Annotated in this window: 27 protein-coding genes and 1 pseudogene; 12 read left to right on the top strand and 16 right to left on the bottom strand. The window is 69.1% G+C overall.

Features of this window, described 5'->3' with window-relative positions; translation table 11 throughout:
- Nucleotides 1-3 precede the first annotated feature (3 nt).
- Nucleotides 4-444: a methylmalonyl-CoA epimerase gene (gene mce / locus ABFX45_RS31975; protein ID WP_109634554.1), complete on the top strand. Its 441-nt coding sequence runs from the start codon at nt 4-6 to the stop codon at nt 442-444.
- On the opposite strand, the gene ABFX45_RS31970 is transcribed toward mce, so the two are convergent.
- Nucleotides 413-973, bottom strand: a complete 561-nt coding sequence (locus ABFX45_RS31970) for a TetR/AcrR family transcriptional regulator (RefSeq protein ID WP_109635273.1) — start codon at nt 971-973, stop codon at nt 413-415. The genes mce and ABFX45_RS31970 overlap by 32 nt on opposite strands.
- Before the next feature lie 65 nt (nt 974-1,038).
- Nucleotides 1,039-1,398 (bottom strand): SPW repeat protein, encoded by a 360-nt coding sequence (locus tag ABFX45_RS31965; protein ID WP_233439377.1) that lies wholly within the window; start codon nt 1,396-1,398, stop codon nt 1,039-1,041.
- Between the two features lie 162 nt (nt 1,399-1,560).
- On the opposite strand from ABFX45_RS31965, the gene ccrA reads away from it, so the two are divergent.
- Together ccrA and ABFX45_RS31955 are read left to right on the top strand one after the other, a co-directional pair.
- Entirely contained in the window at nt 1,561-2,874 is a 1,314-nt protein-coding gene (gene ccrA, locus ABFX45_RS31960) for a crotonyl-CoA carboxylase/reductase (RefSeq protein ID WP_346133987.1), read from the top strand.
- Between the two features lie 36 nt (nt 2,875-2,910).
- Nucleotides 2,911-4,350, top strand: a complete 1,440-nt coding sequence (locus tag ABFX45_RS31955; protein WP_109634561.1) for a coiled-coil domain-containing protein — start codon at nt 2,911-2,913, stop codon at nt 4,348-4,350.
- 87 nt (nt 4,351-4,437) lie between these two features.
- On the opposite strand, the gene ABFX45_RS31950 is transcribed toward ABFX45_RS31955, so the two are convergent.
- Complete coding sequence (locus tag ABFX45_RS31950) at nt 4,438-4,965, bottom strand: histidine phosphatase family protein (protein WP_109634563.1); 528 nt, start codon at nt 4,963-4,965, stop codon at nt 4,438-4,440.
- Between the two features lie 19 nt (nt 4,966-4,984).
- On the opposite strand from ABFX45_RS31950, the gene ABFX45_RS31945 reads away from it, so the two are divergent.
- A complete protein-coding gene (locus ABFX45_RS31945; protein WP_233439378.1) occupies nt 4,985-5,530 on the top strand; it encodes a GNAT family N-acetyltransferase in 546 nt (181 codons plus the stop codon).
- Nucleotides 5,530-6,222, top strand: coding sequence for an alpha/beta fold hydrolase (locus ABFX45_RS31940; RefSeq protein WP_346133985.1), 693 nt, complete (start codon nt 5,530-5,532; stop codon nt 6,220-6,222). The genes ABFX45_RS31945 and ABFX45_RS31940 overlap by 1 nt, the downstream gene beginning before the upstream one ends.
- Here ABFX45_RS31940 and ABFX45_RS31935 read toward each other — a convergent pair.
- Nucleotides 6,203-6,496, bottom strand: coding sequence for a hypothetical protein (locus ABFX45_RS31935; RefSeq protein WP_109635279.1), 294 nt, complete (start codon nt 6,494-6,496; stop codon nt 6,203-6,205). The genes ABFX45_RS31940 and ABFX45_RS31935 overlap by 20 nt on opposite strands.
- A gap of 32 nt (nt 6,497-6,528) precedes the next feature.
- Here ABFX45_RS31935 and ABFX45_RS31930 point away from each other — a divergent pair, with 32 nt between their 5' ends.
- Complete coding sequence (locus ABFX45_RS31930; protein ID WP_109634565.1) at nt 6,529-6,732, top strand: FmdB family zinc ribbon protein; 204 nt, start codon at nt 6,529-6,531, stop codon at nt 6,730-6,732.
- On the opposite strand, the gene ABFX45_RS31925 is transcribed toward ABFX45_RS31930, so the two are convergent.
- On the bottom strand, nt 6,729-7,100 hold the full coding sequence (locus ABFX45_RS31925) for a hypothetical protein (protein WP_346133983.1): 372 nt from the start codon (nt 7,098-7,100) through the stop codon (nt 6,729-6,731). The two genes, ABFX45_RS31930 and ABFX45_RS31925, sit on opposite strands and share 4 nt — an antisense overlap.
- 80 nt (nt 7,101-7,180) lie before the next feature.
- On the opposite strand from ABFX45_RS31925, the gene sigJ reads away from it, so the two are divergent.
- Nucleotides 7,181-8,044, top strand: coding sequence for an RNA polymerase sigma factor SigJ (gene sigJ / locus ABFX45_RS31920; protein WP_346134107.1), 864 nt, complete (start codon nt 7,181-7,183; stop codon nt 8,042-8,044).
- On the opposite strand, the gene ABFX45_RS31915 is transcribed toward sigJ, so the two are convergent.
- The 5 genes from ABFX45_RS31915 to dhaK form a co-directional block, all read right to left on the bottom strand.
- Complete coding sequence (locus tag ABFX45_RS31915) at nt 8,041-8,628, bottom strand: DUF3558 family protein (protein ID WP_346133981.1); 588 nt, start codon at nt 8,626-8,628, stop codon at nt 8,041-8,043. The genes sigJ and ABFX45_RS31915 overlap by 4 nt on opposite strands.
- A 43-nt stretch (nt 8,629-8,671) precedes the next feature.
- Nucleotides 8,672-10,447, bottom strand: a complete 1,776-nt coding sequence (locus ABFX45_RS31910) for a 3-hydroxyacyl-CoA dehydrogenase family protein (protein WP_346133979.1) — start codon at nt 10,445-10,447, stop codon at nt 8,672-8,674.
- Nucleotides 10,448-11,550: 1,103 nt separating this feature from the next.
- Nucleotides 11,551-12,258, bottom strand: a complete 708-nt coding sequence (gene dhaM / locus ABFX45_RS31905; protein ID WP_346133977.1) for a dihydroxyacetone kinase phosphoryl donor subunit DhaM — start codon at nt 12,256-12,258, stop codon at nt 11,551-11,553.
- Entirely contained in the window at nt 12,255-12,881 is a 627-nt protein-coding gene (gene dhaL / locus ABFX45_RS31900) for a dihydroxyacetone kinase subunit DhaL (protein ID WP_109634575.1), read from the bottom strand. Before dhaL ends, dhaM begins: the two co-directional genes overlap by 4 nt.
- Before the next feature lies 1 nt (nt 12,882).
- Nucleotides 12,883-13,875 carry a dihydroxyacetone kinase subunit DhaK gene (dhaK, locus tag ABFX45_RS31895; RefSeq protein ID WP_109634577.1) on the bottom strand — a complete coding sequence of 331 codons (993 nt, stop codon included), beginning with the start codon at nt 13,873-13,875 and terminating at the stop codon, nt 12,883-12,885.
- Nucleotides 13,876-14,019: 144 nt separating this feature from the next.
- Here dhaK and ABFX45_RS31890 point away from each other — a divergent pair, with 144 nt between their 5' ends.
- Complete coding sequence (locus ABFX45_RS31890; RefSeq protein WP_109634580.1) at nt 14,020-15,012, top strand: ABC transporter substrate-binding protein; 993 nt, start codon at nt 14,020-14,022, stop codon at nt 15,010-15,012.
- A 22-nt stretch (nt 15,013-15,034) separates the two neighbouring features.
- Here the strand turns inward: ABFX45_RS31890 and ABFX45_RS31885 are convergent, their stop codons facing one another.
- The 4 genes from ABFX45_RS31885 to ABFX45_RS31870 all read right to left on the bottom strand — a co-directional run bounded on the left by ABFX45_RS31885 (nt 15,035) and on the right by ABFX45_RS31870 (nt 19,780).
- Nucleotides 15,035-16,540, bottom strand: coding sequence for an aldehyde dehydrogenase family protein (locus tag ABFX45_RS31885; protein WP_109634582.1), 1,506 nt, complete (start codon nt 16,538-16,540; stop codon nt 15,035-15,037).
- Nucleotides 16,541-16,618: 78 nt separating this feature from the next.
- Nucleotides 16,619-17,635, bottom strand: coding sequence for a hypothetical protein (locus tag ABFX45_RS31880; protein WP_146771993.1), 1,017 nt, complete (start codon nt 17,633-17,635; stop codon nt 16,619-16,621).
- A gap of 199 nt (nt 17,636-17,834) precedes the next feature.
- Nucleotides 17,835-18,077 (bottom strand): hypothetical protein, encoded by a 243-nt coding sequence (locus tag ABFX45_RS31875; RefSeq protein ID WP_109634586.1) that lies wholly within the window; start codon nt 18,075-18,077, stop codon nt 17,835-17,837.
- Between the two features lie 11 nt (nt 18,078-18,088).
- Nucleotides 18,089-19,780, bottom strand: coding sequence for a sodium:solute symporter family protein (locus ABFX45_RS31870; protein WP_109634589.1), 1,692 nt, complete (start codon nt 19,778-19,780; stop codon nt 18,089-18,091).
- Nucleotides 19,781-20,109: 329 nt separating this feature from the next.
- Here ABFX45_RS31870 and ABFX45_RS31865 point away from each other — a divergent pair, with 329 nt between their 5' ends.
- Nucleotides 20,110-20,403 carry a hypothetical protein gene (locus ABFX45_RS31865; RefSeq protein WP_346133972.1) on the top strand — a complete coding sequence of 98 codons (294 nt, stop codon included), beginning with the start codon at nt 20,110-20,112 and terminating at the stop codon, nt 20,401-20,403.
- Here the strand turns inward: ABFX45_RS31865 and nucS are convergent, their stop codons facing one another.
- Complete coding sequence (gene nucS, locus ABFX45_RS31860) at nt 20,404-21,063, bottom strand: endonuclease NucS (protein ID WP_346133970.1); 660 nt, start codon at nt 21,061-21,063, stop codon at nt 20,404-20,406.
- A 54-nt stretch (nt 21,064-21,117) separates the two neighbouring features.
- Between nucS and ABFX45_RS31855 the strand changes: the two genes are divergently transcribed.
- Nucleotides 21,118-21,654 carry an NUDIX domain-containing protein gene (locus ABFX45_RS31855; protein ID WP_109634595.1) on the top strand — a complete coding sequence of 179 codons (537 nt, stop codon included), beginning with the start codon at nt 21,118-21,120 and terminating at the stop codon, nt 21,652-21,654.
- Here ABFX45_RS31855 and ABFX45_RS31850 read toward each other — a convergent pair.
- Nucleotides 21,651-22,577 (bottom strand): GlxA family transcriptional regulator, encoded by a 927-nt coding sequence (locus tag ABFX45_RS31850; RefSeq protein ID WP_346133967.1) that lies wholly within the window; start codon nt 22,575-22,577, stop codon nt 21,651-21,653. The two genes, ABFX45_RS31855 and ABFX45_RS31850, sit on opposite strands and share 4 nt — an antisense overlap.
- 106 nt (nt 22,578-22,683) lie before the next feature.
- Here ABFX45_RS31850 and ABFX45_RS31845 point away from each other — a divergent pair, with 106 nt between their 5' ends.
- Nucleotides 22,684-23,262 (top strand): DJ-1/PfpI family protein, encoded by a 579-nt coding sequence (locus ABFX45_RS31845; RefSeq protein WP_346133965.1) that lies wholly within the window; start codon nt 22,684-22,686, stop codon nt 23,260-23,262.
- Nucleotides 23,259-23,459: pseudogene (locus tag ABFX45_RS31840) on the top strand (hypothetical protein); the annotation flags it as partial. The gene ABFX45_RS31845 and the pseudogene ABFX45_RS31840, both read left to right, overlap by 4 nt.
- Nucleotides 23,460-23,588 lie beyond the last annotated feature (129 nt).

Genomic DNA, 23,588 nt, shown 5'->3' with positions numbered 1-23,588 from the left:
CCCATGAACGCAGAACTCGCTCGATTCGTGACCGCGATCGACCATGTGGGCATCGCGGTGCCCGATCTCGACGTGGCCATCGCGTTCTACCGCGACAACTTCGGCCTCGAAGTGGCCCACGAAGAGGTGAACGAGGAGCAGGGCGTGCGTGAGGCGATGCTGCACGCGCCCGGCGACCACGGCGGCACCGCGATCCAGCTCCTCGCGCCGCTGAACGAGGACTCGACGATCGCCAAGTTCATCGGACGCTCAGGCCCCGGCCTGCAGCAGCTCGCCTACCGGGTGTCCGATGTGGACGTCGCGGCGGACGCACTGCGGGCCAAGGGCCTGCGTCTGCTCTACGACCAGGCCAAGCGCGGCACGTCGAACAGCCGCGTCAACTTCGTGCACCCGAAGGACGCGGGCGGCGTGCTCATCGAGCTGGTCGAGCCAGCAGAGCACTAGCCACGAACGTCAGCTCGTTGTCGATGGGGTCCTCCTCGTCGCTGTGCCGTGCCACCGAATGCCGGTAGCTCACGGCCAGCGCGAGGAGTGCCGCGGCGGCTTCGACGTCCTTCACCGCGACGGCAGCGCCACCCGCGGCGAGGATGACCTGTTTGATCTGCGCCGCGACGTTGTCGTAGCGCGCCTGCATCGCGTCGCGCACGGCCGAATGCGTATCCGCTTCACGCCACAGCAGGTGCGACAGCAGCGGCGAGGCGTTCAAGCGCGCGTCAAGTGCCGCGACGAGCCTGCGCAACGACTCGGCGATGTCCCCGGCCACGACGACTCTGCGGTGGTCGACGGTGCTGTCCGGCAGCCGCGCGACCAGTGCGGCCAGCAGGTCCTTCTTGCGGTTGAAGTAGTAGTGCACCAGGCCTTTGGGCACGCCGGCGCGTTCGGCGATGCGCGAGGTCGGGGTGGCGTCGAAGCCGGAGTCGGCGAACAGCTCCTCGGCCGCGGCCAGGATGCGCTCCTTGGCCGAATCCTCCACGCGGTCCTCCCACACAGCAGGGTGTGGGCCCAAGAACGCTCCTGGGCCCACGGTTTTCCGGTTGATCAGTGCGGTTGCGCCGCAGCCGAGTGTGCTGCGTTCGCGGCGGGCATCGCGAGCGCCCCCGCGGCAACGGTGAGCACGCCACCGACCCAGGAGACCCACGAGGCCTCCATCATGCCGGTGTAGCCCATCACCCACGGCGAGATGAACAGCAGTGCTCCGAGCACCATCTGCACGTACTCCCCGTAGATCATCGCGGGCATGGCGAGATCGACGAGTCCGTCGATCGCGATGAGCGCGCCGAGCACGATCATCGTCCACATGGCCGCGTTCGAGGTTTCGACGACAAGGGGAGACAGCAGCACCAGAACACCGATCGCAACCTCGGCCCAGTCCTGCCACCTGGTCCACGGCTTGGTCATTACCTCCACCTCCTCCTTCTCGGACACCTCCATGCTCCGCTTGGTTGGCCGCCCGGTCAAGAAACTTCAGTGGAATCCCTCACAGGCGTGATTCTGGATCGTTTACTGGTCGGTAACCTCCGGCAACCTGCGACGATCCCTCACTAGGGAAGGAATGCCGCCGTGCAGAAGATCCTTGATGCGATTCTGGCCGACGAGCTGGACGCGATCGGTTCCTTGGACGTTCCGGAGAGCTATCGGGGCGTGACCGTGCACGCGGACGAGGCCGACATGTTCTCGGGCCTCGAGACGAGGGACAAGGACCCTCGCAAGTCGCTGCACGTCGACGAGGTCGCCACGCCGGAGCTCGGCCCCGGTGAGGCGCTGGTCGCCGTCATGGCCTCCGCGATCAACTACAACACCGTCTGGACCTCGATCTTCGAGCCGGTGTCCACGTTCGGCTTCCTGCGCAAGCTGGGCGGCCGCCACGACCTGCCGTACCACGTCGTGGGCTCCGACCTGGCGGGCGTCGTGGTCCGCGTCGGACCCGGCGTCACCGCGTGGAAGCCGGGCGACCGCGTGGTCGCGCACTGCCTCGACGTGCCGCTGGAGGCGCCGGACGGGCACAACGACACGATGCTCGACCCGCAGCAGCGGATCTGGGGCTTCGAGACGAACTTCGGCGGCCTCGCGGACCTCGCGCTGGTGAAGTCCAACCAGCTGATGCCGATGCCGAAGCACCTCACGTGGGAGGAGGCCGCCTCCCCCGGTCTGGTCAACTCCACCGCGTACCGCCAGCTGGTGTCGACCAACGGTGCCAACATGAAGCAGGGCGACACCGTCCTGATCTGGGGTGCGTCCGGAGGTCTGGGTTCGTACGCCACGCAGTTCGCGCTGAACGGTGGCGCGACGCCGATCTGCGTCGTCTCCTCGCCGGAGAAGGCGGAGATCGTCCGGTCGATGGGCGCGGAGCTGATCATCGACAGGTCTGCCGAGGGCTACAGGTTCTGGAAGAACGAGCACGAGCAGGACCCGCGCGAGTGGAAGCGCTTCGGCGCGAAGATCCGCGAGCTGACCGGCGGCGAGGACCCGGACATCGTGTTCGAGCACCCCGGCCGTGAGACGTTCGGCGCCTCGGTCTTCGTGACGCGCAAGGGCGGCAAGATCGTGACGTGTGCGTCGACCTCCGGGTACATGCACCAGTACGACAACCGCTACCTGTGGATGAACCTGAAGTCGATCATCTCCTCGCACTTCGCGAACTACCGCGAGGCGTGGGAGGCGAACCGCTTGATCGCCAAGGGAAAGATCCACCCGACAGTGTCCAAGGTGTACTCATTGGACGAAACGGGCCAGGCCGCGCACGACGTGCACCGCAACGTGCACCAGGGCAAGGTCGGCGTGCTCTGCCTTGCCCCGGAAGAGGGTCTGGGTGTTCTCGATCACGAGATGCGCGCGAAGCACCTCACGGCCATCAACCGATTCCGGGGTGTGTGACCTTCTGGGGTTACCCGAACGGGTAGCGTGAGGGGCATGGGCCTCGCCGACGACCGTGACCTCGTCCCACTGGGATCCGGCTTCGACATCGTCAAGCGCGGTTATGACCGCGCCCAGGTCGAGGATCATCTCGAACGCCTCGACTCGGACCTGCGGCTGCTCGCCGCGGACCGCGATGCCGCCGTGTCCCAGACGTCCGACCTGGCGCGCCAGCTGGAAGCCGCTCGGCACGAGATCACCGAGCTGCGCAACCAGGTGGAGCGCCTGTCACTGCCGCCGACGACGCTGGAGGGGCTCTCCGAGCGCCTCCAGCGCATGCTGCGGCTGGCCCAGGACGAGGCCAACGAGATCAAGGCCCGCGCCGAAGCGGAGGGCGGGCACATCCGCGCCAAGGCGGAAGCCGACGCGGGTGTGCTCCGCCAGCGCTACGAAAAGCTCATCGCCGAACTGGACGAGCGCCGCGCCGCCATGGAGGCCGAGCACAAGGGTGTGCTGGAGACCGCCCGCGCCGAGGCCGAGAAGATCGTCTCCGAGGCCGAGGCCGCCGCCCGCAAGATCGCCGACGAGTCCGAGGCCCGCCGCGTGACCGTCGAGGAGGACTTCGAGATCGCGATGGCGGCCCGCCGCAGCGAGGCGATGGCCACCCTCGCCCAGCAGGAGGCGACCTCCAAGTCCGAGGCGGACCGCCGCCTGCGCGAGGCCGCGGAGGAAGCCGCCCGAGTCCGCGCGGCGATCGCCGCCGAGCAGACCTCGTCCAAGGCCGAGGCCGAACGCCGCGTCCGCGAGGCCACCGAAGAGGCCAACCGCCGCCGCCACGACTCGATCACCGAGGCCACGGCCCGCATCCAGGAGGCCACCGACGAGGCGAACCGCCGCGTCCGCGAGGCCACCGAGGAAGCCAACCGCCGCACCACCGCCGCCACCCAGCGCGTCGACCAGCTCCGCAACCTCCGCAACCGCCTCTCGCACCAGCTGCACAGCGTGCGGACGGCACTGCAGGACGTCGTGCCGCTGCTCGACCCGGTGGAGGAGGAGAAGGAGTCGGCGGTCGGGCCGGTGGACGGGTCGCAGGTGCCGGCGCAGCAGGCTCCGGGCGCTCCTGGGCAGGCCGCTCCTGCGCAGACCGCGCCAGGCCAGGCCGCTCCTGGGCACGCCGCTGCCGGCCAGACCGCAGCCGGACAAGCTGCTTCCGCGCAAGCCGCTGCGGGACAGGCGGCTCCTGGCCAGACCGCGTCCGCACAAGCCGCAGCGGCTCAGGGCGCCCCAGCTCAGGGCGCTCCGGGGCAGGGGGCATCGGCTCAGGGTGCACAGGGTCAGGCCACTCCGGCCAAGCCCGCACAGGCTCAGGCAGCTCCTGGTCAGCCAGCAGCCTCCGCTCCGCAGGCGAAGGCCGCATCGGGCAAGCCTGCCGAGTCGCCTCAGGTGGACGGCCCGACCACCAAGATCACCCGCCCGCAGCCGGCCAAGAAGTCCTGACACCGCAAGCTGACGCAGGGGTCCCCCTCTGGGGGTCCCCTGTTTCAATTATCCCAGCCGACACCGACAATTTCGGATCCCCGCAGGTCACCACGTGACCTCGTAGATCGCCGGCATCGGCATCGCACGGCTGAACTCCCAGTCCGCGTGCCGCCCCGCCGCGATCAACGCGCGCGACAGGAACGTCCCGTGCGACCCCACCACCACGGTCGCATCCGGGTACGCCGCGGCCATGCGCGCCAACGCCTTCCCCGCCCGCACGGTCAGCTCGTCGAGGCTCTCGCCATCCCCGTACGCCGAACCGGGGTGAGCCCAGCTGTGGGCGTAAAGCTCCTCGAAATTTGCGCTCGGCAGCAGCCCCGACTCCCACTCCCGCAACTCCGGCCACGTCTCGACCGCGAGCCCCAGCGCCGCAGCAGCCGGCGCAACCGTTTGCATCGCGCGCGACTGCGGACTCGACAACACCGCCACCGGCGCATAACTCACCAGGCGCGGCACCAGGGCCTCGGCGGACGCCAGACCGTCCGGCCTCAAGGGCCGCTCGTCGAAGTCCGGTTCACCGAGCCGTGGTGGGACGGACTGTGCATGGCGCACTAATACGATTCGAGTGGGCACACCACTCATCATGGGGGAAATGATGTTTTTCAGGTCATTGGGCGACGGGGCCGAGCTGAGGCCGTTGGAGCCGTGGCAGGCGGAGGAGTTCTTCGCGCACGTGGAGCGCGGGCGGGAGTTCATCGGGCAGCACATCGGGTTCGCGGACGCCGCCAAGGACCTCGACGGTGCGCGGGCCCTCCTGCAGCGCTACGCGGACAAGGCGGCGACCGACACCGGTCGCATCTACGGGATCTGGCTCGACGACAAGCTGGTCGGCGGCGTCCTGTTCCGCGAGATGGACGTGAAGCAGGGCAGGGCGGAGGTCGGGTGCTGGCTGGAACCGGCGGCGACCGGCAAGGGATTGATCACGCGGGCGGCCAGGGTCCTCATCGACTGGGCGATTCGCGAGCGGGGCATGCATCGGGTTGAGTGGCTGGTGTCGGCGGCGAACGCGCCCAGCATCGCGGTCGCCCGGCGGCTCGGGCTGACGAAGGACGGCGTGCTGCGCTCGTACCACGAGCACCGCGGGGTTCGGCAGGACCTCGAGGTGTGGTCGGTGCTGGCACCGGAGTGGGAGAGCTGATGGACGATCTGGTGCTGCTGCACGCCTTTCCGCTCGACGCGCGGATGTGGCAGGTGCCGGGCGCGTTGACGCCGGATCTCCGCGGCCACGGCGAACCGGATCTCGGCACGCTCGCGAGCCAGGTCCTGGCCGAGCTCGACGAGCGGAACCTCGACCAGGTCGTGCTCGGCGGTTGTTCGATGGGCGGCTACGTCGCGATGGCGGTGCTCAGGCGCGCGCCGGAACGCGTGAAGGGCCTCGTCTTCGTCGACACGAAGCACACGGCCGACGCTCCCGAGGCGGTCCGGAACCGGCACGCGATGGCCGACAGGGTCGAAGCAGAGGGTGTCGGCGAGTGGCTCGTGGACGCGATGCTGCCGAACCTGCTCAACCCGAACGCGCCGGCGGAGGCGCGGGACCGCGTCACCACCATGATCCTCGAGCAACGGCCGGAGGACGTGGCGTGGTGGCAGCGCGCGATGGCGAAGCGGCCGGATTCCGCTGACGTGCTCGGCAAAGCGGAGGTCCCCGCGCTCGTCGTGGCCGGCGAGCTCGACCCGCTCATGTCACCGGAGGTCGTACGGCAACTCGCGGACGTGTTGCCGCACAGCACCTTCGTGGAGATGAAGGGTGTCGCTCACCTGCCGCCGGTGGAGCAGCCGGAGCAGTTCGCGTCGGTGCTGGAAAGCTGGGTCACCAGCGCCGGGTGGTAGGGCCGCGGCGGCCACGCGAGTCCCAGCAGCCCTGGTGCCAGTGCCGTCGTTCCTCCACCGAACCGGTCTCCTCGGCGGGCCAGGCGACGACGTGCGGAGTGCCGGGGCGGATCTCGTGGTCGCAGCCCGGACACCGGTAGGTCTTCTGGGCCTGCGCCCCCGAGATGGCGCGGACCAGCCAGTCGCCGTCCGGGCCCGACTCGGCGCGGGCCCAGCCGACACCCCCGCCGAGGGGCCGGTGTTCTTCGTTCTTCGGCGCATTACGACGAGGCACGACCACACGGTAACCGCTCGTAGAATCAGGCCGTGCCGACCTACGAGTTCCGTTGCCGAACCTGCGAAGACACCTTCGAGCTGCAGCGCCCGATGAGCGAGTCGTCCGCGCCGGCGAGCTGCCCAGAAGGTCACCCCGACACCGTCAAGCTGCTGTCCATGGCCGGGATCGGTGGCACGCAGCAGCAACCGGCCGGTGGCGGCGGGGGCTGCTGTGGCGGGGGCTGCTGCGGCTAGCGCCGGATCCGGAAGAGGTACACCACGCCGGCGACGAGCAGCACGGCGGCGAGGGGGACGTGCAGGACCGTGACGTGGAAGACGCCGAGGAACACCTGCGCGGTGATCAGCGCCAGGAACCCGGCCGAGTACCAGATGGGCTCGGTTGATCCGCCGCCCGGCCGCCACGCGAGAACCGCGACGACGACGTGGGCGACCGTCACGACCCACAACGCGTACGAACCCGCGCTGTGCAGCACATGGCCGTACGGGACGGTCATCATCAGTCCTGCGGTGATCGACTGAACGAAGACGGCTGCCGTCTGCAGAGCGACGGTGGCGTGCAGGACCTTGAGGCCGGCGGGTTTCGCCGTGGTTTGTGCGGCCATGACAGTCCGACGACACAGCCGTCCGGAATGTGAGGCCGGTGAAGGGAACACACGTGGCCGACCCGGTTCTGCCCGCGATCATGCGCGAACGGCGGCAGCTGCTGAACCTCGCCTACCGCCTGCTGGGTTCACTGGCCGACGCCGAGGACGTGCTGCAGGAAACCTGGGCGCGGTGGTACGCCCTGTCGCCGGAGCAGCGGGAGGCGATCGAGTCCCCCGGAGCCTGGCTGACGAGGGTCGCCGGCCGCATCTGCCTGGACCTGCTGGGCTCGGCCAGGGTCAGGCGGGAGCGCTACGTGGGCGAGTGGGTCCCGGAGCCGCTCCCGGACCGGGAGGAATGGGGCGGTGCGTCCGATCCGGCGGACCACGTGACCCTGGACGAGTCCGTCACCATGGCGTTCCTGGTGGTGCTGGAGCAGATGACCCCGGCGGAACGGGTGAGCTTCGTGCTGCACGACGTCTTCCGGTACCCGTTCGCGGAGGTGGCGGACATCGTCGGCCGAAGCCCTGCGGCGTGCCGGCAACTGGCCGCGTCCGGGCGGCGGCGCATCCGCGCATCGCGGCGCGACGAGTCCCCGGCCGCGGGGCAGGCGGAGGTCGTGAGGAATTTCAAGCAAGCCTGGGAAGCGAAGGACATCAAGGCACTGATCTCCTTGCTGGACCCGGCAGCGACCATGATCGCCGACGGCGGCGGCCAGGCCAGCACAGCGCTGAAGCCCGTGACAGGCGGCGAGCACCTCGCCCGCTACATCGCCGGCATCCGGGAAATCGCCCCGGATCTGACCATCCTTCTCAGGACCGTCAACGGCCTGCCCGGCTTGGTGGCGACGCAGCGCGGAGTCACGGTGACGGTCGCGGCCTTCGAGGTGGCGGAGGACCGGATCACCCGGATCTGGGCGGTGCGGAACCCGGAGAAGCTGACGCCCTGGCGAACCGGGGACTAGGAGTTCTCGCGGTCGATCAGCACCTCGGCGACCTTGCGCCCCTGGTCGCAGACGGCGCCGAACTTGTCGGACGAGTCGATGATGATGATTCCGAGCCCACCGCCCTCGTAGGGCACGACCAGCACGCACGACGGCTCGACGTCCTGCTCGCCGGAACGGTCGAGGTAGGTGACCTTGCGGCCCTTCACGTCCCAGTCACCGGTGGTGCGTTCGATCGTGATCTGCCGCCCCTCGCGGAACCGCAGCGAGACGCCGACCTCGACTTTGTCGATCTTCGTCGTCCAGCGGCACGACTGGTCGAACGTCGAGTCGTAGTTGATCTGGGTGGGCGGCGTGTCGGCCTTCGCGCCGGGGTACGGCAGGTCCGTCCACTTGAGCTTCGCGCACACGCCCTGCACCTCGCCGTCGATCGGCGCGGGCTCGGCGCTGGGATCTTCGGACGCGCTCGGATCGGTCGAGCTCTCCTGGTCGAACGGGGAGCCCGCGTCGAGCGGGGCCTGCGCGACCGGACTGCCGCCGACCATCGTCCGGGCACAGCCGGACGCGAGCAGGAGGACAGCCAACAGGAGCACCAGTCGCCGCATGGCACCACCATGCCAGACGCGACATGGTGCTCCTGTTAGCGGCTCACGAGCAGTCCCGGAATCCCTTGCCCGTCTTGCGACCGAGGCGGCCCGCCGTCACGAGGTGCTCCAGCAACGGCGCCGGCGCGAAACCGGGCTCGCGGAACTCGTTGAAGAGCGTGCGCTGGATCGCCAGCGACACGTCCAGGCCCACGACGTCAAGCAGCGCGAACGGTCCCATCGGCAGGCCACAGCCGACCTTCATCGCGTTGTCGATGTCGTCGGCCTCCGCGTAGTGGGCCTCCAGCATCTTCACCGCGTCGTTGAGGTACGGGAAGAGCAGCGCGTTGACGATGAAGCCGGCCACGTCACCGCAGTGCACCGGGTGCTTGCCGAGGTCGAGGCAGATCTTGCGGGCCGTCGCCACGACGTCGGCGCCCGTGGAGATGGTCTCGACGATCTCGACCAGCTTCATGACCTGCGCCGGGTTGAAGAAGTGCAGGCCGACGACGTCAGCGGGCCTCGACGTGGCCGCCGCGACCTCGATGACCGGCAGCGAGGACGTGGTCGTCGCGAGCACGGCGCCTGGCTTGCACACCTCGTCGAGCGCCGCGAAGACCTCCTTCTTGATGCCGATCTCCTCGGCCACGGCCTCGACGACGAGGTCGCAGTCGGCCAGCTCGACGAACTCGACGGCGGGCGTGATCCGCGCGAGGACCGCGTCGCGGTCGGCCTCGGCCAGCTTGCCCTTGGAAACCGCGCGGTCCAGCGACTTCCGCACCGCGCCGATCGCCTTCTCGGCCTTCTCCAGGCTGCGCGCCCGGAGCACGACGTCGTAACCGCGCTTCGCGAACACCTCGGCGATGCCGGTCGCCATGGTGCCGGTGCCGATGACACCGACCCGCTGAACGTCACGAGCCTGCGTACCACCGTCCACTTCGGATGGCGTCTGCGCGTCCGCCACGATCACCGGCGAGTCGGGCCCGTCGTAGGTGTAGAAGCCGCGCCCGGACTTCCGTCCCAGCAGCCCAGCCGTGATCATCTGCTTGAGCAGCGGCGCCGGGGCGTGCAGCCGGTTGCGCGACTGGTGGTACATCGTGTCGAGGATTTCGTACGCGGTGTCGAGACCGATGAGATCCAGCAGCGCCAACGGTCCCATCGGGTAGCCGCACCCGTAACGCATGGCGGCGTCGAGGTCCTCACGCGTCGCGTACTTGGACTCCAGCATCTTCACCGCGTGGTTGAGGTACGGGAAGAGCAGCGCGTTCGCGATGAAGCCCGCCCGGTCGCCGATCACGACCGGCGACTTGCCCAGCCGCTCGGTGAACGCGACCACTTCGGTGATGACGTCCGGCTCCGTGACGACCGTGCGCACGACCTCGACCAGCTTCAGCACCTGCGTCGGGTTGAAGAAGTGCAGGCCGACGACCTTGCCGGGCCTCTTCGTGTGCACACTGATCTCGGTGATCGACAAGCTCGACGTGTTCGAAGCGATGATCGCCTCGGGCGCGAGGATCGCGTCCAGCTCCTGGAAGATCCGCGCCTTCAGCTCGATGCTCTCCGGCACCGCCTCGATCACCAGGTCGCACCCGGCGAGGCTGGTCAGGTCGAGCGACGTCGTGATGCGGTCGTGCAGGGCGGCCTTCTCGGCCGCGCTCAGCTTCTCGCGCTTCACGGCCCGGCTCGTCGAGTGCTCGAGGTGCCCGAGGCCGCGCTCGACACCCGCCGCGTCGACATCCACCACCTTCACCGTGAGCCCGGTGCGCGCGAGTACCTCCACGATGCCCGCGCCCATGGTTCCGAAGCCGACGACTCCGACGGTGTTGATTTCGCGCGCCACTGCAGACCTCCCTGCGGGGTAAAGCGTGGGCTACCAAGGAGTAACTTGCGGGCGACTATGCCACTCCCAGCACGGACGGGCGCCGTGAGCTTCGCCATCAGGATCGAAACAGTTATCGGTCTAGCAAAAGCCTAGACCCGCTGTCCTGCCTGGTGAACCCGTGTGGGGCAACGCGAAGTTGAGCCATCCGGGTTCGCTCGGGGTGCGGCGGGCACCGGGGTTCGGACCCGCGGATGGCGGCGAGTTCTGGAGCGCGGGTGGCGGCAGGCTCGGCGGGCGGGTGGCGGCAGGCTCGGCGGGCGGGTCGCGGCAGGCTCGGGCACACGGGAGCGCGGTGGGCTCGGGCACACGGGGCGCGGCTAGTTCGGGCACGCGGATCGCCGCGGACTTGGACCGCTGGTCGCGACACACTCAGGGCTCTCCGGTCGCGGCAGGCTTGGGGCCGCGGGTGGCGGCGCACTCGGGCCCGCAGGCCGCGACGGACTCGGGACGGCTGCCGCAGCGGACCTCGGCCCTACGGTCGCGGCAGGCTCGAGGCGCAGATGCAGCGGGCTCAGGCTCGCGGAGCGGCGGACTCGCGCCTGCTGGAATCGCGGCGGGTCCAGGCCCACTGAGGTGCGGCGAGTTCAGCCCGCGGGTGGCGGCAGGCTCGGGCCCGCTGGTCGCGGCGGCCTCGAACTCGCCGGTCGAGGCAGGCTTGGGGCCGCAGGCGGCGGCACACTCGGAACCGCTGCCGCAGCGGACCTCGGCCCTCCGGTCGAGGCAGGCTCGAGGCGCAGGTGCAGCGGGCCAAGGCCCTGAGTGGCGGCGAGTATGGGCCGCTGGTCACAGCAGACTCGGGACCGCTGGTCGCGGCGAGCTCACACCTGCTGATGTTGTGGCGAGCCCAGGCCCGCTGGCGTGCATAGGCCCAAGCCGCTTGAGCGCCGGCTCAGGTCCGCACCGGGGAGGCCGCGATCGCAGCGCCAGCCGGCAAGCCAGACACCTCCCGCGCTGCCGCCTGCGGGCAGGCGCGGCGACCCACCGGGGTGTGAGCGGGTGGTTGGCCGGGGCGTGGGCCTCACCTGGGCGTAGCTCGGAGCGGGAGCGAAGCCGCAGCGTGGCTAGTCGTCGAACCCCCTCTCCGCGAGTTCCTCGATGCGCCGGACCGCCTCGCCCGCGTCCTTCCCCGTCGCCACCACGGTGATCGACTTGCCGCCGGGCGCGCTCAGGCCCATCAGCGCCAGCACGCTCGCCGCGTTCGCCTCCTCGTCGCCGTAGCGGACTACGACGTCGGCGTCGAGCTCGGCGACGGTTCGGGCCAGCAGGGCTGCCGGGCGGGCGTGCAGGCCCACCTCGTTGGTCAGCAGGATTTCCGCGGACACCGCGTCCGGCACGAGGTGCAGTGCGGGCCTGCTCGGCGCGGCTGCCGGGGTCTCGCCGGACGTGCCTTCGGCGGCGGTTGCCACGTCGGGCAGAGAGGCGCCGCCTTGCGCGGCGACGGCTGCGGCCACCGCGCCTTCGACGAGTGGTGCGTCGACCACGGCGTAGCGGGACGGGTCGTCCGCCGATTCCACGGCCATCTCGGCTGTCATCTTGGCGCTGCCCAGGTCGTAGAGGACGACGACGCCGTTGCCCGTGTCGGCGTCTGCCAGGGCTTCGACCACCGAGCCGTAGTCGGTGCCGAGGCCGCCTTCCTCGGTGCCGCCTACGGGCAGCACCGACACGTCGGGGGCCATCTGCGCCGCCAGTTCGGCGACGCCGTTGGCCAGCATGTCGCTGTGGGAGACGATGACCAGGCCCACGCGGCCGGGGTCGGATGCCGCCGTCATGCCTTGGCCGCCGCGTCCGCGAAAGCCCGCAGCAGCAACGCTGTCGAACGGGCGCCCGGATCCAGGTGGCCGGCACTGCGCTCACCCAGGTACGAGGCACGGCCCTTGCGCGCCACCATCGGCACCGTCGACTCCGCGCCCTCGGCAGCCGCGTCCGCCGCCGCCGAGAGGACCGCGGCCACCGAACCGTCCACCGATGCCGCCGCGGTCACGGCGGGCGTCAGGGCGTCCACCATCGTCTTGTCGCCCACCACCGCCTTGCCACGTGCCACCACGCCGTCCAACGCGCCCTGCAACGCTCGCGCCACGGCGTCGCAGTCGAGTTCGGCGGCGTCGCCCACCGCGGCCGACGCGCGCAGGAAAGCCGTGCCGTACAAGGGGCCCGCCGCGCCGCCCACCGTCGAGATCAACGTGGTGGCGACCAGCTTCAGCACCTTGCCGGGAGAAGCGGGCTCCTCGGCGTCCAGCCGGGACAGCAGCGCGGTGAAGCCGCGCTTCAGGTTCTCGCCGTGGTCGCCGTCACCGATCGCCTGGTCCAGGCGCACCAGCTCGTCGCGGTGTTCCCGCACCACCTCGGCGGCCGCCCTGAGTGCCGCCACGACGTCGGCTGCCGTGCACCCCACCTCAGACTCCCCACCGCAGTGCGGGCGTGTGCACCGGCGCGTCCCACAGCTCGACCATCTCGTCGTCCAGCTTCAACAGCGTGAGACTCATGCCCTGCATCTCCAGGCTGGTGATGTACGGGCCGACGAGCCTGCGTTCCACGGTGATCCCCCGATCAGCCAGCAACTGCTCCGCGATGCCGTGCGCCAAGTACAGCTCGATCAACGGAGTTCCGCCCATCGAGTTCGTGAACAGCAGCACCCGGTCACCCGACGCGAACGGCAGGTCTTCCAGGATCGGATCCAGCAGCGCCGTCACCATCTCGGTGGCCGAGCCCGCCGGCACCCGCTGGCGGCCCGGCTCGCCGTGGATCCCGATGCCGATCTCCATCTCGTCGTCGGCCAGCTCGAAACTCGGCGAACCCACGTGCGGGACCGTGCACGCGGACAGCGCCAGCCCCATCGAGCGCACCGAACCGATCACCCTCGAAGCCAGCGCCTCGCACGCCGCCAGATCGGCGCCGCGGTCCGCCGCCGCGCCCACGATCTTCTCCAGCAGCACGGTGCCGCCGACACCGCGCCTGCCCGCCGTGTACAGCGAGTCCTTCACCGCCACGTCGTCGTCGATCACGACGCTGCGCACCTCGGACTCCGCCATCTCGCCCGCGGTCTCGAAGTTCAGCACGTCACCGGTGTAGTTCTTCACGATCAGCAGCGCGCCCGCACCGCCATCGGTCCGCGCGACGGCGTCGAGCACCTGGTCCGGCGTCGGCGACGTGAACACCGCTCCGGGACAGGCCGCGTCGAGCATCCCGCGCCCGACGAACCCGCCGTGCAGCGGTTCGTGGCCCGACCCGCCACCCGAGATGATCGCGACCTTTCCCCGCACCGGAGCGTCCGCACGCACGACCACGGCCGGGTCGTGGTGCACGGTCAGCAGATCGGAATGGGCAGCCTGCATTCCCCGCAGCGCGTCCTGCACCACGGTTTCCGGATCATTGATGATCTTCTTCATCGAAGAGCCCTTCCGATCGGCGGTGACCGTGTTCCTTCTTACTCCGGGGGTCTGACACTCGGAACGGGCAAAAGGCACCGGTACCGTTAGCCTGCCCTAAGAAATGCAGGTCAACATCACTGCAAGTAGCGGAGGAACAACGTCGTGTCGAAGAGAGCCGCTCTGCTCGCCGCAGTCGCCCTGGTGCTCGCCGCGTGCGGCCAGAGCACGGACAAGCCCACTGTCGCCCAGGGCGGCGAGGACTTCGGCAAGGCCTACGAACTGAGCAACGGTTTCGGCACGCAAGCCAAACCGGGCGAGTTTCCCCGCACGATCAAGCACGCGATGGGCGAGACGAAGCTCGAGAAGAAACCCGAACGGGTGATCGTGCTCGACACCGGCGAGCTCGACAACGTTGCCGCACTCGGCATCAAGCCGGTCGGCATCGCGTTCACCGACGGCTCCCCCACCATGCCGTCCTACATCGGCGACAAGGGTGGCCAGCCGGAGAACGTCGGCACGATCAACAACCTCAATCTGGAGGCGATCACCAAGCTCAACCCCGACCTGATCCTGGGCTCGAAGCTGCGCGCGGAGTCCCTCTACCCGAAGCTGAGCGCGATCGCCCCGACCGTCTTCTCGGTGCGTCCCGGCTACGTGTGGAAGGAGAACTTCCTCCTCAACGCCGCCGCGCTCGACCGCCAGGCCGACGCCGCGAAGATGCTCGAGGACTACACGAACAAGGCCACCGCGACCGGCGCCGCCATCGAGAAGAAGCTCGGTGTGCGCCCGACGGTCACGGCGCTGCGCTTCATGCCCGGCAAGATCCGCCTCTACGCCAAGAAGTCGTTCATCGGCACCATCCTGATCGACGCCAAGATCCCGCAGCCGACGCCGTCCCAGGTCGACGACCTGGCCGCCGAGGTCAGCGCGGAGCAGATCGGCAAGGCCGACGGCGACTTCATCATCTACTCCACCTACGGCGACCCGGCCAAGACCGAGCAGGCCTCGGTGCTCGGCGGCCCGCTGTGGAGCGGCCTGAACGCCGTCAAGGCCGGCAAGGCGAAGCCGGTGCTCGACGAGACCTACTTCCTCGGCCTCGGCGTGCTCGCCGCGAACGTGGTCCTGGACGACCTGCAGAAGCAGCTCGGCGCCTAGAACCGGTCCGCGCGGGTGCTCCTCACCGTCCGAAGAGCATCCGCGCGAGCCGCAGCAGCTGCTTGCCGGCCAGCGATGACCGGTCGAACGTCGTCATGTTGAGCAGCGCCTTGAACCGCTGCTTCGTCACGGCCTTGGGGTAGGCGAACTCGCGCAGCCCGTCCTCGCCGTGGATCCGCCCGAACCCGGAGTCGCCGACCCCGCCGAACGGCAGGCCGGGGATCGCCGCGTAGGTCAGCACCGCGTTGATCGACACCATGCCGACCCGCAGCTCCCGCGCCAGTTCCTCGCCGCGCGACTTCGAGAACACCGCGGCGCCGAGCCCGTACTTCGACTGGTTCGCGAGCCGCACGCCCTCCAACGCGTTGGGCACCCGGTTGATCACCACGGTCGGCCCGAACGTCTCCTCGGTGACCGCCAGCGAGTCCTCCGGCACGTCCGTCAGCACGACCGGCTCGACGTACGGCGGCCTGATCGACTCCGGTCCACCGACCAGCGCCTTGCCACCGCGGTCCAGCGCGTCCTGCACGTGCTCGCGGATGATCTCCACCTGCGACGGCATCGTGATCGGCCCGAGGTCGGCGTTCGGCTCACCGCCGGGCTTGAGCTTCTTCGCCCGCTTCACCGCGATCTCGATGAACTGGTCGGCGACGTCCTCGGCCACGTACACGCGCTCGACGCCGGCGCACGTCTGGCCCGCGTTGGACACCGCGCCCCACATCGCGGCCTCGGCCGCGGCCACCAGGTCGGCGTCGGAGTCGACGATCAGCGCGTCCTTGCCGCCGCACTCGACCAGCACCGGCGTGAGCGTCGCCGCACACGCCTCCATGACCTTCTTGCCGGTCCGCGTGGAGCCGGTGAACGCGACCTTGTCGACGCCCGAGGTGCACAGCGCCGAGCCCGTCTCACCGAAGCCCGTGACGACCTGGAACACCGGGTACTCCGGCACCGCCTCGCTGAACGTCGACGCGAGGAACGTGCCCACACCCGGCGTGAACTCCGACGGCTTGAACACCACGGCGTTGCCGGCGGCGAGCGCGTAGGAGATCGACCCCATCGGCGTGTGCGCGGGGTAATTCCACGGCCCGATGACGCCGATGACGCCCAACGGCCGGTATTCGACCGTCGCGCTGTGGTTGAACATCAGCATGCCCGAGGAGATCCGGCGCTTGCCCAGCACCCGGCCCGCCTGCCGCGAGGCCCAGTGCAGGTGGTCCATCACCAGCGTGATCTCGACGCGGGAGTCGTCGGCGGGCTTGCCGGTCTCCGCGCTGATCAGCGCGACGAACTCGTCAGCGCGCCGTGACAGGACTCTGCGCCACGCGTCGAGCTTGGTCTTGCGCCCCTCGAAACCGAGACCCGCCCACCACGCGGAGGCCTCGCGTGCCGAGGACACCGCTTCCTCGACCTCGGCGGCCGTGTGGATCGGGTGGTGCGCGACGACCTCCCCCGTGCGCGGGTCCAGTGAAGCGAACCGCCGCTGCTCGCCATCGGCCGACAGCGCGCTGTCCGAAGCGGTCTGCGTCATTGGGCCCCTCCCGGGTACTCGCCAGTAACCTCGACACTAACGCGTACTTGAAGAACTTTCAGCCCCCCGCCCGGCCCGTCAGGCACTGGGAAGGCTCGGAAGCACCGCCTTGGCGAACGCCTGCGCCGCCTGGCAGCGGTCCAGCTGCTTCTCCTTCGAGCCGCCGACCGAGAACTCGGCCACCTCACCCGCGTCGCTGGAATCCTTCGTGCGAACCACGATCAGCTCGCACGTCGGGTACGCACCGTCCTTCGACGCCTGGTAACCCTTGACCCCACCGCCGAGATCGACCTCTACCGACTTGCTGTCGAACTTGCCGTCCTTCGGGATGCGCGCGGTCTTGAACTCGATGCGCATCTCAGCGTTCTGGCCCGACCACCCGCACTGGTGCAGGCCGAAGGGCAGGGACCGCGGCGAGGCACCGAGCACCGGCGCGAGTGTCGCCTTGTCGACGATCGTGCACGGGTCGACCTCGACCGGCGAGCCCTTGGGCGGGGTGTACTTCTGCGGGTTGCCCTTGAGCTTGCGGATCGCACCCTCGAGCACCTTGCGCCCCGGCTCGCACGGGTCGGCCACCGCCCGGTCACCGGTGCCCGTGGTCACCTGGATCCGCACGGCCTGTGCCGGGTTCTCCTGAGTCACGGCGGTGATGAAGCACGACGAGCTCAGCTTCTGCTCACCGCTCTTGAGCCCGGCGAGCTGCTTGGTCGCGTTCTTCACGTCGGTGGACGTCAGCGAGTAGCCGATGTCCAGCGTGAAGTTGAGGGTCTTGTCCGCCTTGTCCTTCATGTAGTTCGAGCAGCGCGTGTAGTTGCTGCTCGAGTACCTCGACGGCGTGCCGACCGTCTGCAGCAGGTCCTTCTCGATCAACGCGCACGGGTTGACCAGCCGCAACCGCTCCGCCGCGAACGCCGGATCGACCGGTTTGCCCGCCTGCGCCGACGGCTTGACCGACGGGTCGGTCGAGCTCGCGCCCGCCCCCGCCTGCACGGTGCGGCGCGGCGAGTGGGTCTTGGTGAGACCGGGACCGGTCGCGCAGCCGGCCACCAGCAGAGCAGCGGCGGCGACCAGGGCTGTGGCACGAAAACGGAGCACGACGTGCACGGTAGCGACCTTTGCGCGCGTTCGTGGCCGGTACCCCGAGTTGCTCCGTGGCACATGTCACGGAGCGCAACGGGAACGATTCAGAAGATCAACGCGATGTACCTGGTGAAGACCCCGAGAAAGAGGAGAGACGTGCGTAACCGAATTCGCCGCGCATTCAACTGGCTCGACGCGTGGACGATCGAGGCCTTCAACCCCGTTTTCCCAGGTCGTCCGCAGTCGTAGTCTTCGCGAACTGAGGCCGCAGCAACGCCCACACGGCGAACAACGCCGCCAGCACCACCATGGCGATGCCGGCCCACAGGTTGATGTTGACCCCTTCGGCCTTCTTCAGGTCGTCGTCGGTCGTGAAACCGAGACCGACGACGACCAGTACGACGCCGTACAGGCCGAAGAGGAAAGCGATGATCAGTCGCAGGTCGAACAACCTCATGACGGCCTCCCTCAGCCGAAGATGATGTAGAGAACGGTCGTCAGCGCCAGCACGCCGCCGCCGAGCAGGGCGGGCGAGCGGTACCAGCCCGCGTCCTCACCGGTGGTGGCGTGCGAGCGGTCCTTCTTCGGCGTCAGGCTGTAGACAAGTCCGACCAGCTCGCTGTCCGGCTTGGGTCGCGTGACCAAGCTGACCGCGACGCTCACGACGACGTCCACCAGGAACGCGAGACCCGCGCCGAGGAAGCTCGCGCCCTGGCCGGGCAGCTCCAGCCACTTGATACCGAACGACGGCTCCGAGATCGCGTAGATGAACATCGCGGTGAACGTGCCCGCGAGCAAGCCCACCCAGCCGGCGGTGGGCGTCATGCGCTTCCAGAACATGCCGACGATGAACGTCGCGAACAGCGGCGCGTTGAAGAACGAGAACAGCGCCTGGATGTAGTCCATGATGTTGGACCCGCCGAGCGCCGCCGCGATGAACGCCGTGCCGATCGCGAGCACGCACGCGCCGACCGTGGCCAACCGCCCGACGCGCAGGTAGTACTCGTCCGGCCGGTCCTTCTTGACGTAGTCCTGCCACAGGTCGTAGGTGAAGACCGTGTTGAACGAGCTGACGTTCGCCGCCACGCCGGCCATGAAGCTCGCCAGCAGACCCGTGATCGCGATGCCGAGGATGCCGTTGGGCAGCAGATCCCGCATCAGCAAGGGCAGCACGTTGTTGTAGACCACACCGCTGCTCGTGTCGCCCGCCTTGAGCTGTGCCATCTCCGGCACGATCACCGCGGCGATGATGCCGGGGATGATGATGACCGCCGGGATGAGCGCCTTCGGGTACGCACCGATGATCGGCGTGCGCTTGGCCGCAGACATCGACTTGGCGCTCATCGCGCGCTGCACCTCGGCGAAGTTCGTCGTCCAGTACCCGAACGACAGCACGAAGCCGAGACCGAACACCAGGCCGACGACGCTCCAGACCGGGCTCTCGATGCCGGTCAGCTCCGTCGCGGGCCACGCACTCAGCTGCTCCTGGTCGGTCACCTTCTGCACGAGCCCCTGCCAGCCGCCGACCTTGATCAGGCCGACGATCGTGAGCGGCGCCAGCGCGGCCACGATGACGAAGAACTGCAGAACCTCGTTGTAGATGGCGGCACTCAGGCCACCCAGCGCCGTGTACGCGAGCACGACCATCGCCGCGACCACGATGGACACCGGCAGCGGCCACCCGAGCAGCGCGTCGATGATCACCGCGAGCGCGAACAGGTTGATGCCCGCGATCAGGACCTGTGCGACGGCGAAGCTGATGGCGTTGACGAGGTGCGCGGGCTTGCCGAAGCGCCGCAGCATGAACTCGGGAACGCTGCGCACTTTCGAGCCGTAGTAGAACGGCATCATCACCAGACCGAGGAACACCATCGCCGGGATGGCGCCGATCCAGTAGTAGTGCACTGTCGCCATGCCGTACTGCGCGCCGTTGGCCGTCATACCCATCAGCTCAAGCGCACCGAGGTTCGCGCTGATGAACGCGAGACCGGTGACCCAGGCCGGGAGCGACCGCCCGGACAGCAGGAAGTCGAGGCTGGAAGAGACGGATCGTCGTGCCATCACGCCGATGCCGAGCACCACCACGAAGTAGATGACGAGCAACGCGTAGTCGATCGGCCCCGCGTCGAGCCGCAGGTCCGCCTCGGCCAACACCGACACCGCCCACCTCCCAGACAAGTCCAACATCAACGACCAGGAGGGGACGTCACTCCAGGTGCGCCGGTTCTTACCCCCTGTGCGCGCTCACAAAACCACGATGTGTGGTGGGTCGCTCACTGAAGTCCGAAAACCGGGTCGGCCTGTCGAGCGGCACCTCGGCACTGGCGCGGTGACCGACCACGAGCAGGTGAGCTGGGTGTGCCCGTTGTGCCGCGGGGTGATCATGGGCAGCGGCGACGGCCGGGGCGAGATCTGCCATTCCTGCCGCACCCGGCCGGACTGGGAGGCGCTGCCGCAAGCCGTGCGGGACGAGGTCGGCGCGATGGTCGATGACGGCCGGACGACCCGGCGGGCTACCGGAGCTGGACGTGCCCGTCGTGCCGACCGGCTGCTCATGGGCTGCGACGAAACCCGTGGCGACACTGTCGGCCTGTCTCTCGCGACCGGACTGGGAAGCCTTGCCGCAGTCCGTTCGCGACGAGATCGGGACGATGGTCGAGACGGGTGGTCTGATGTCCGCCGTCTACCGGCTGAGGGATCTGGACCACAACCGGCTCGACACCTTCGACCACACGCTCATGGTCGTCTACCGCGACAGTCTGCGCGCACCGGCGGCCGGCTGATCAGAACAGGCGGAACTCGTCCGGCTCGATCCCGCGCAACGCGTCGTAGTCCAGCACGACGCACCGGATCCCGCGGTCCTCGGCCAGCGTCCTCGCCTGCGGCTTGATCTGCTGCGCCGCGAACACACCCTGCACCGGCGCCAGCAGCGGGTCGCGGTTGAGCAGCTCCAGGTACCTGGTCAGCTGCTCGACCCCGTCGATCTCCCCGCGCCGCTTGATCTCCACGGCGACCGAGCCGCCCGCGGAGTCGCGGCACATCAGGTCGACCGGGCCGATGGCGGTCGGGAACTCGCGGCGCACCAGCGTCCAGCCCTCGCCGAGGGTCGTGACGTGCTCGGCGAGCAGCTTCTGGAGGTCCGCTTCGACGCCGTCCTTCTGCAGGCCGGGTTCGGGACCGAGCTCGTGCTTGGAGTCGTGCATCACCTCTTCGAGGGTGATGATCAGCTTCTCCCCCGCCTTGTTCTGCACGGTCCAGATGTCCGGGTCCTCGATGAGCCAGCAGGGCGGGCTCATCCAGTTCAACGGCTTGTAGGCGCGGTCGTCGGAGTGGATCGACACCGAGCCATCGGCCTTGATCAGCAGCAGTCGCTGAGCCATCGGCAGATGGGCGGTGAGTCGTCCTACGTAGTCGACCTTGCAGCGAGCGATGACGAGACGCACCGCGACAGGCTACGGGGTGCGTCCAGAAACCGGCCGTTAGGTACGGTCCGTGGCGTGGAAAGCCTCGGCACCCGTCAGGTGTACGCAAACCCGTGGATGACCGTTCGCGAGGACGAGATCCGGCGCGCGGACGGCACAAAAGGCATCTACGGCGTGGTCGACAAGCCGGACTTCGCGCTGATCATCCCGCTCGACGGCGAGCGCGTGCGGCTCGTCGAGCAGTTCCGGTACCCCATCGGCCTGCGGCGCTGGGAGTTCCCCCAGGGCACCGCGCCCGACCGCGCCGACGTCGACCCGCTCGAGCTGGCCACCCGTGAGCTCCGCGAGGAGACGGGGCTGCGCGCCGGCAGGATGATCGAGCTGGGAGTGCTCGACGTGGCGCCGGGCATGTCGTCGCAGCGCGGGCGCGTGTTCCTCGCCACCGATCTCGCGGAGGGCTTCCACGAGCGGGAGCACGAGGAGCAGGACATGCGCTCGACGTGGTTCCCGCGCGCCGGCTTCGAGACGATGATCGCGAAGGGCGAGATCACCGACGCCCAGTCGATCGCCGCCTACACGCTGCTGTTGCTGCACGAGCACTCGCAGCCCTAGTTCTGACAACCCTGGAACGCGGCCCGGTAGGCGTTGGGCGAGGTCCCGGCGATCCGCTTGAACCTGTCGCGGAACGCCGTGGCCGACCCGAACCCGACCCGGCTCGCGATCAGCTCCACCGAGTCCCTGGTCGTCTCCAGCAGGTGCTGCGCCTGACGCACCCGCGCCCGGTGCAGCCACTGCAACGGCGTCGTGCCGGTCTGCTCGCGGAACCGCCGGTTCAGCGTCCGCGTGCTCATCCCCGCCTGCCGTGCCAGGTCTTCCAGCGTCAGGTCGCGCGCGGTGTTTGCCTCCATCCACAGCAACAACGGTTCGAGCTCCGCACCCTGCGGCGCGGCCGGCGGCGTCACGATGAACTGCGCCTGCCCGCCTTCTCGTTCCAGCGGCATCACGGCGAACCGCGCCGCATCGGCCGCCACCGCGGACCCGTGGTCGCGCCGGATCATGTGCAGGCACAGGTCCAGCCCCGCCGCGGCGCCCGCGGACGTCAGGAACTGCCCGTTGTCCACGTAAAGCACGTCCGGGTCGACCTCGACGGCCGGAAACCGCGCCGCCAGCTCCCCGGCTCCCAGCCAGTGCGTGGTCGCCCGCAACCCGTCCAGCAGACCGGTCGCCGCGAACACGAACGCCCCCGTGCAGATCGACGCGATCCGCGTGCCCCTCGCCGCGGCCTGCCGCAGTGCCTCGATCAACCGCGGGGGAACGACCAGTGCCGGATCGTGACCCGGCAGCACGATCGTGTCCACCTCGGACAGCAACTCCAAGCCGTGCGGCACTCTCAGCTCGAAACAGCCCGCGTCGACCGTCCTCTTCGGACCGCACATCCGGACCCGGTACCGCCCGGTCCAGTTGAACGCGTCCACCGGCGTCGCGAAGTCGAACGGAACGACGCTGTCCATCGCCACCACCGCCACCTCGTGCATGTCCACACCGTAGCTGGCGAGAATCCGTTGGAACATGGCATTCCAGCCAGTTCTCCCATCGCCTGTCCGCTCCTACCGTCGTGATCAACGAAAAAGGAGCGACGAAGTGAGAGCACAAGTGGTGTTGTTCGACGGCTTCGACCCGTTGGACGTGATCGGCCCGTACGAAACGCTGACCGCAGGTGGAATCAGGACCGAGCTGGTGACGACCGAGGGGCCGCGCGAGGTCCCGGCAGGCATGGACCTGTTGTCGCTCAGGGCAACCGGCCAGCTCGACCCGGACGCCGGCCTCGTCGTCGTCCCCGGCGCCGCCGCCCTCCAGGACGACGAGACGTTCGCGCTGCTCAGCAAGGCCGCCACCACCATCGGCCCCGTGTTGAAAGCAACGAGCGCCACCATCGCGACCGTGTGCGGCGGATCGCTGCTGCTGGCGATGACCGGCCTGATCAAGGGCAGGAACGCGACCACCAACCACCTCGGCCTCCAGGCGCTGGATCGACTGGGTGTCAACGCCATCCGCGCCCGGATCGTCGACGACGGCGACCTGGTGACCGCCGCGGGCGTCAGCTCAGGCATCGACCTGGGCCTGCACCTGGTCGAACGCGAGGCCGGCGCCCAGAAAGCACTCGAAGTGGAAGCCCTCTTCGCCCACGAACGCCGTGGCACCGCGTGGAGGGTCGCGTGAGCAAGCTCTTCCTCTCGCTGCACGTCCTGGCCGCCATCATCGCCATCGGCCCGGTCACGGTGGCCGCGAGCATGTTCCCGAAGGCCGTCACCGGCGACGGCAATCCCGAGCTCCTGCACCGGATCTGCCGCGTCTACGCCCTCATCGGCATCTCGGTGCCGGTCTTCGGGTTCGCGACGGCCGGCGTGATGGGCGTGACGAGCAATGCTTGAAATCTGTGGATGAGTTGGGAAGGGGCGTACCTTCCCGATGATCTGCTGATCCTCAAGCAAGGCCGACGTTGGCGCGTCGGTCGGGAAGGCACGCCCATGCTCACCGTAGTCCCT

Source organism: Lentzea roselyniae, from assembly GCF_039537795.1.
GTDB lineage: Bacteria > Actinomycetota > Actinomycetes > Mycobacteriales > Pseudonocardiaceae > Lentzea > Lentzea atacamensis.
The sequence above is the reverse complement of the archived record's forward strand: the minus strand, read 5'-3'. Positions and strand labels throughout refer to the sequence as shown.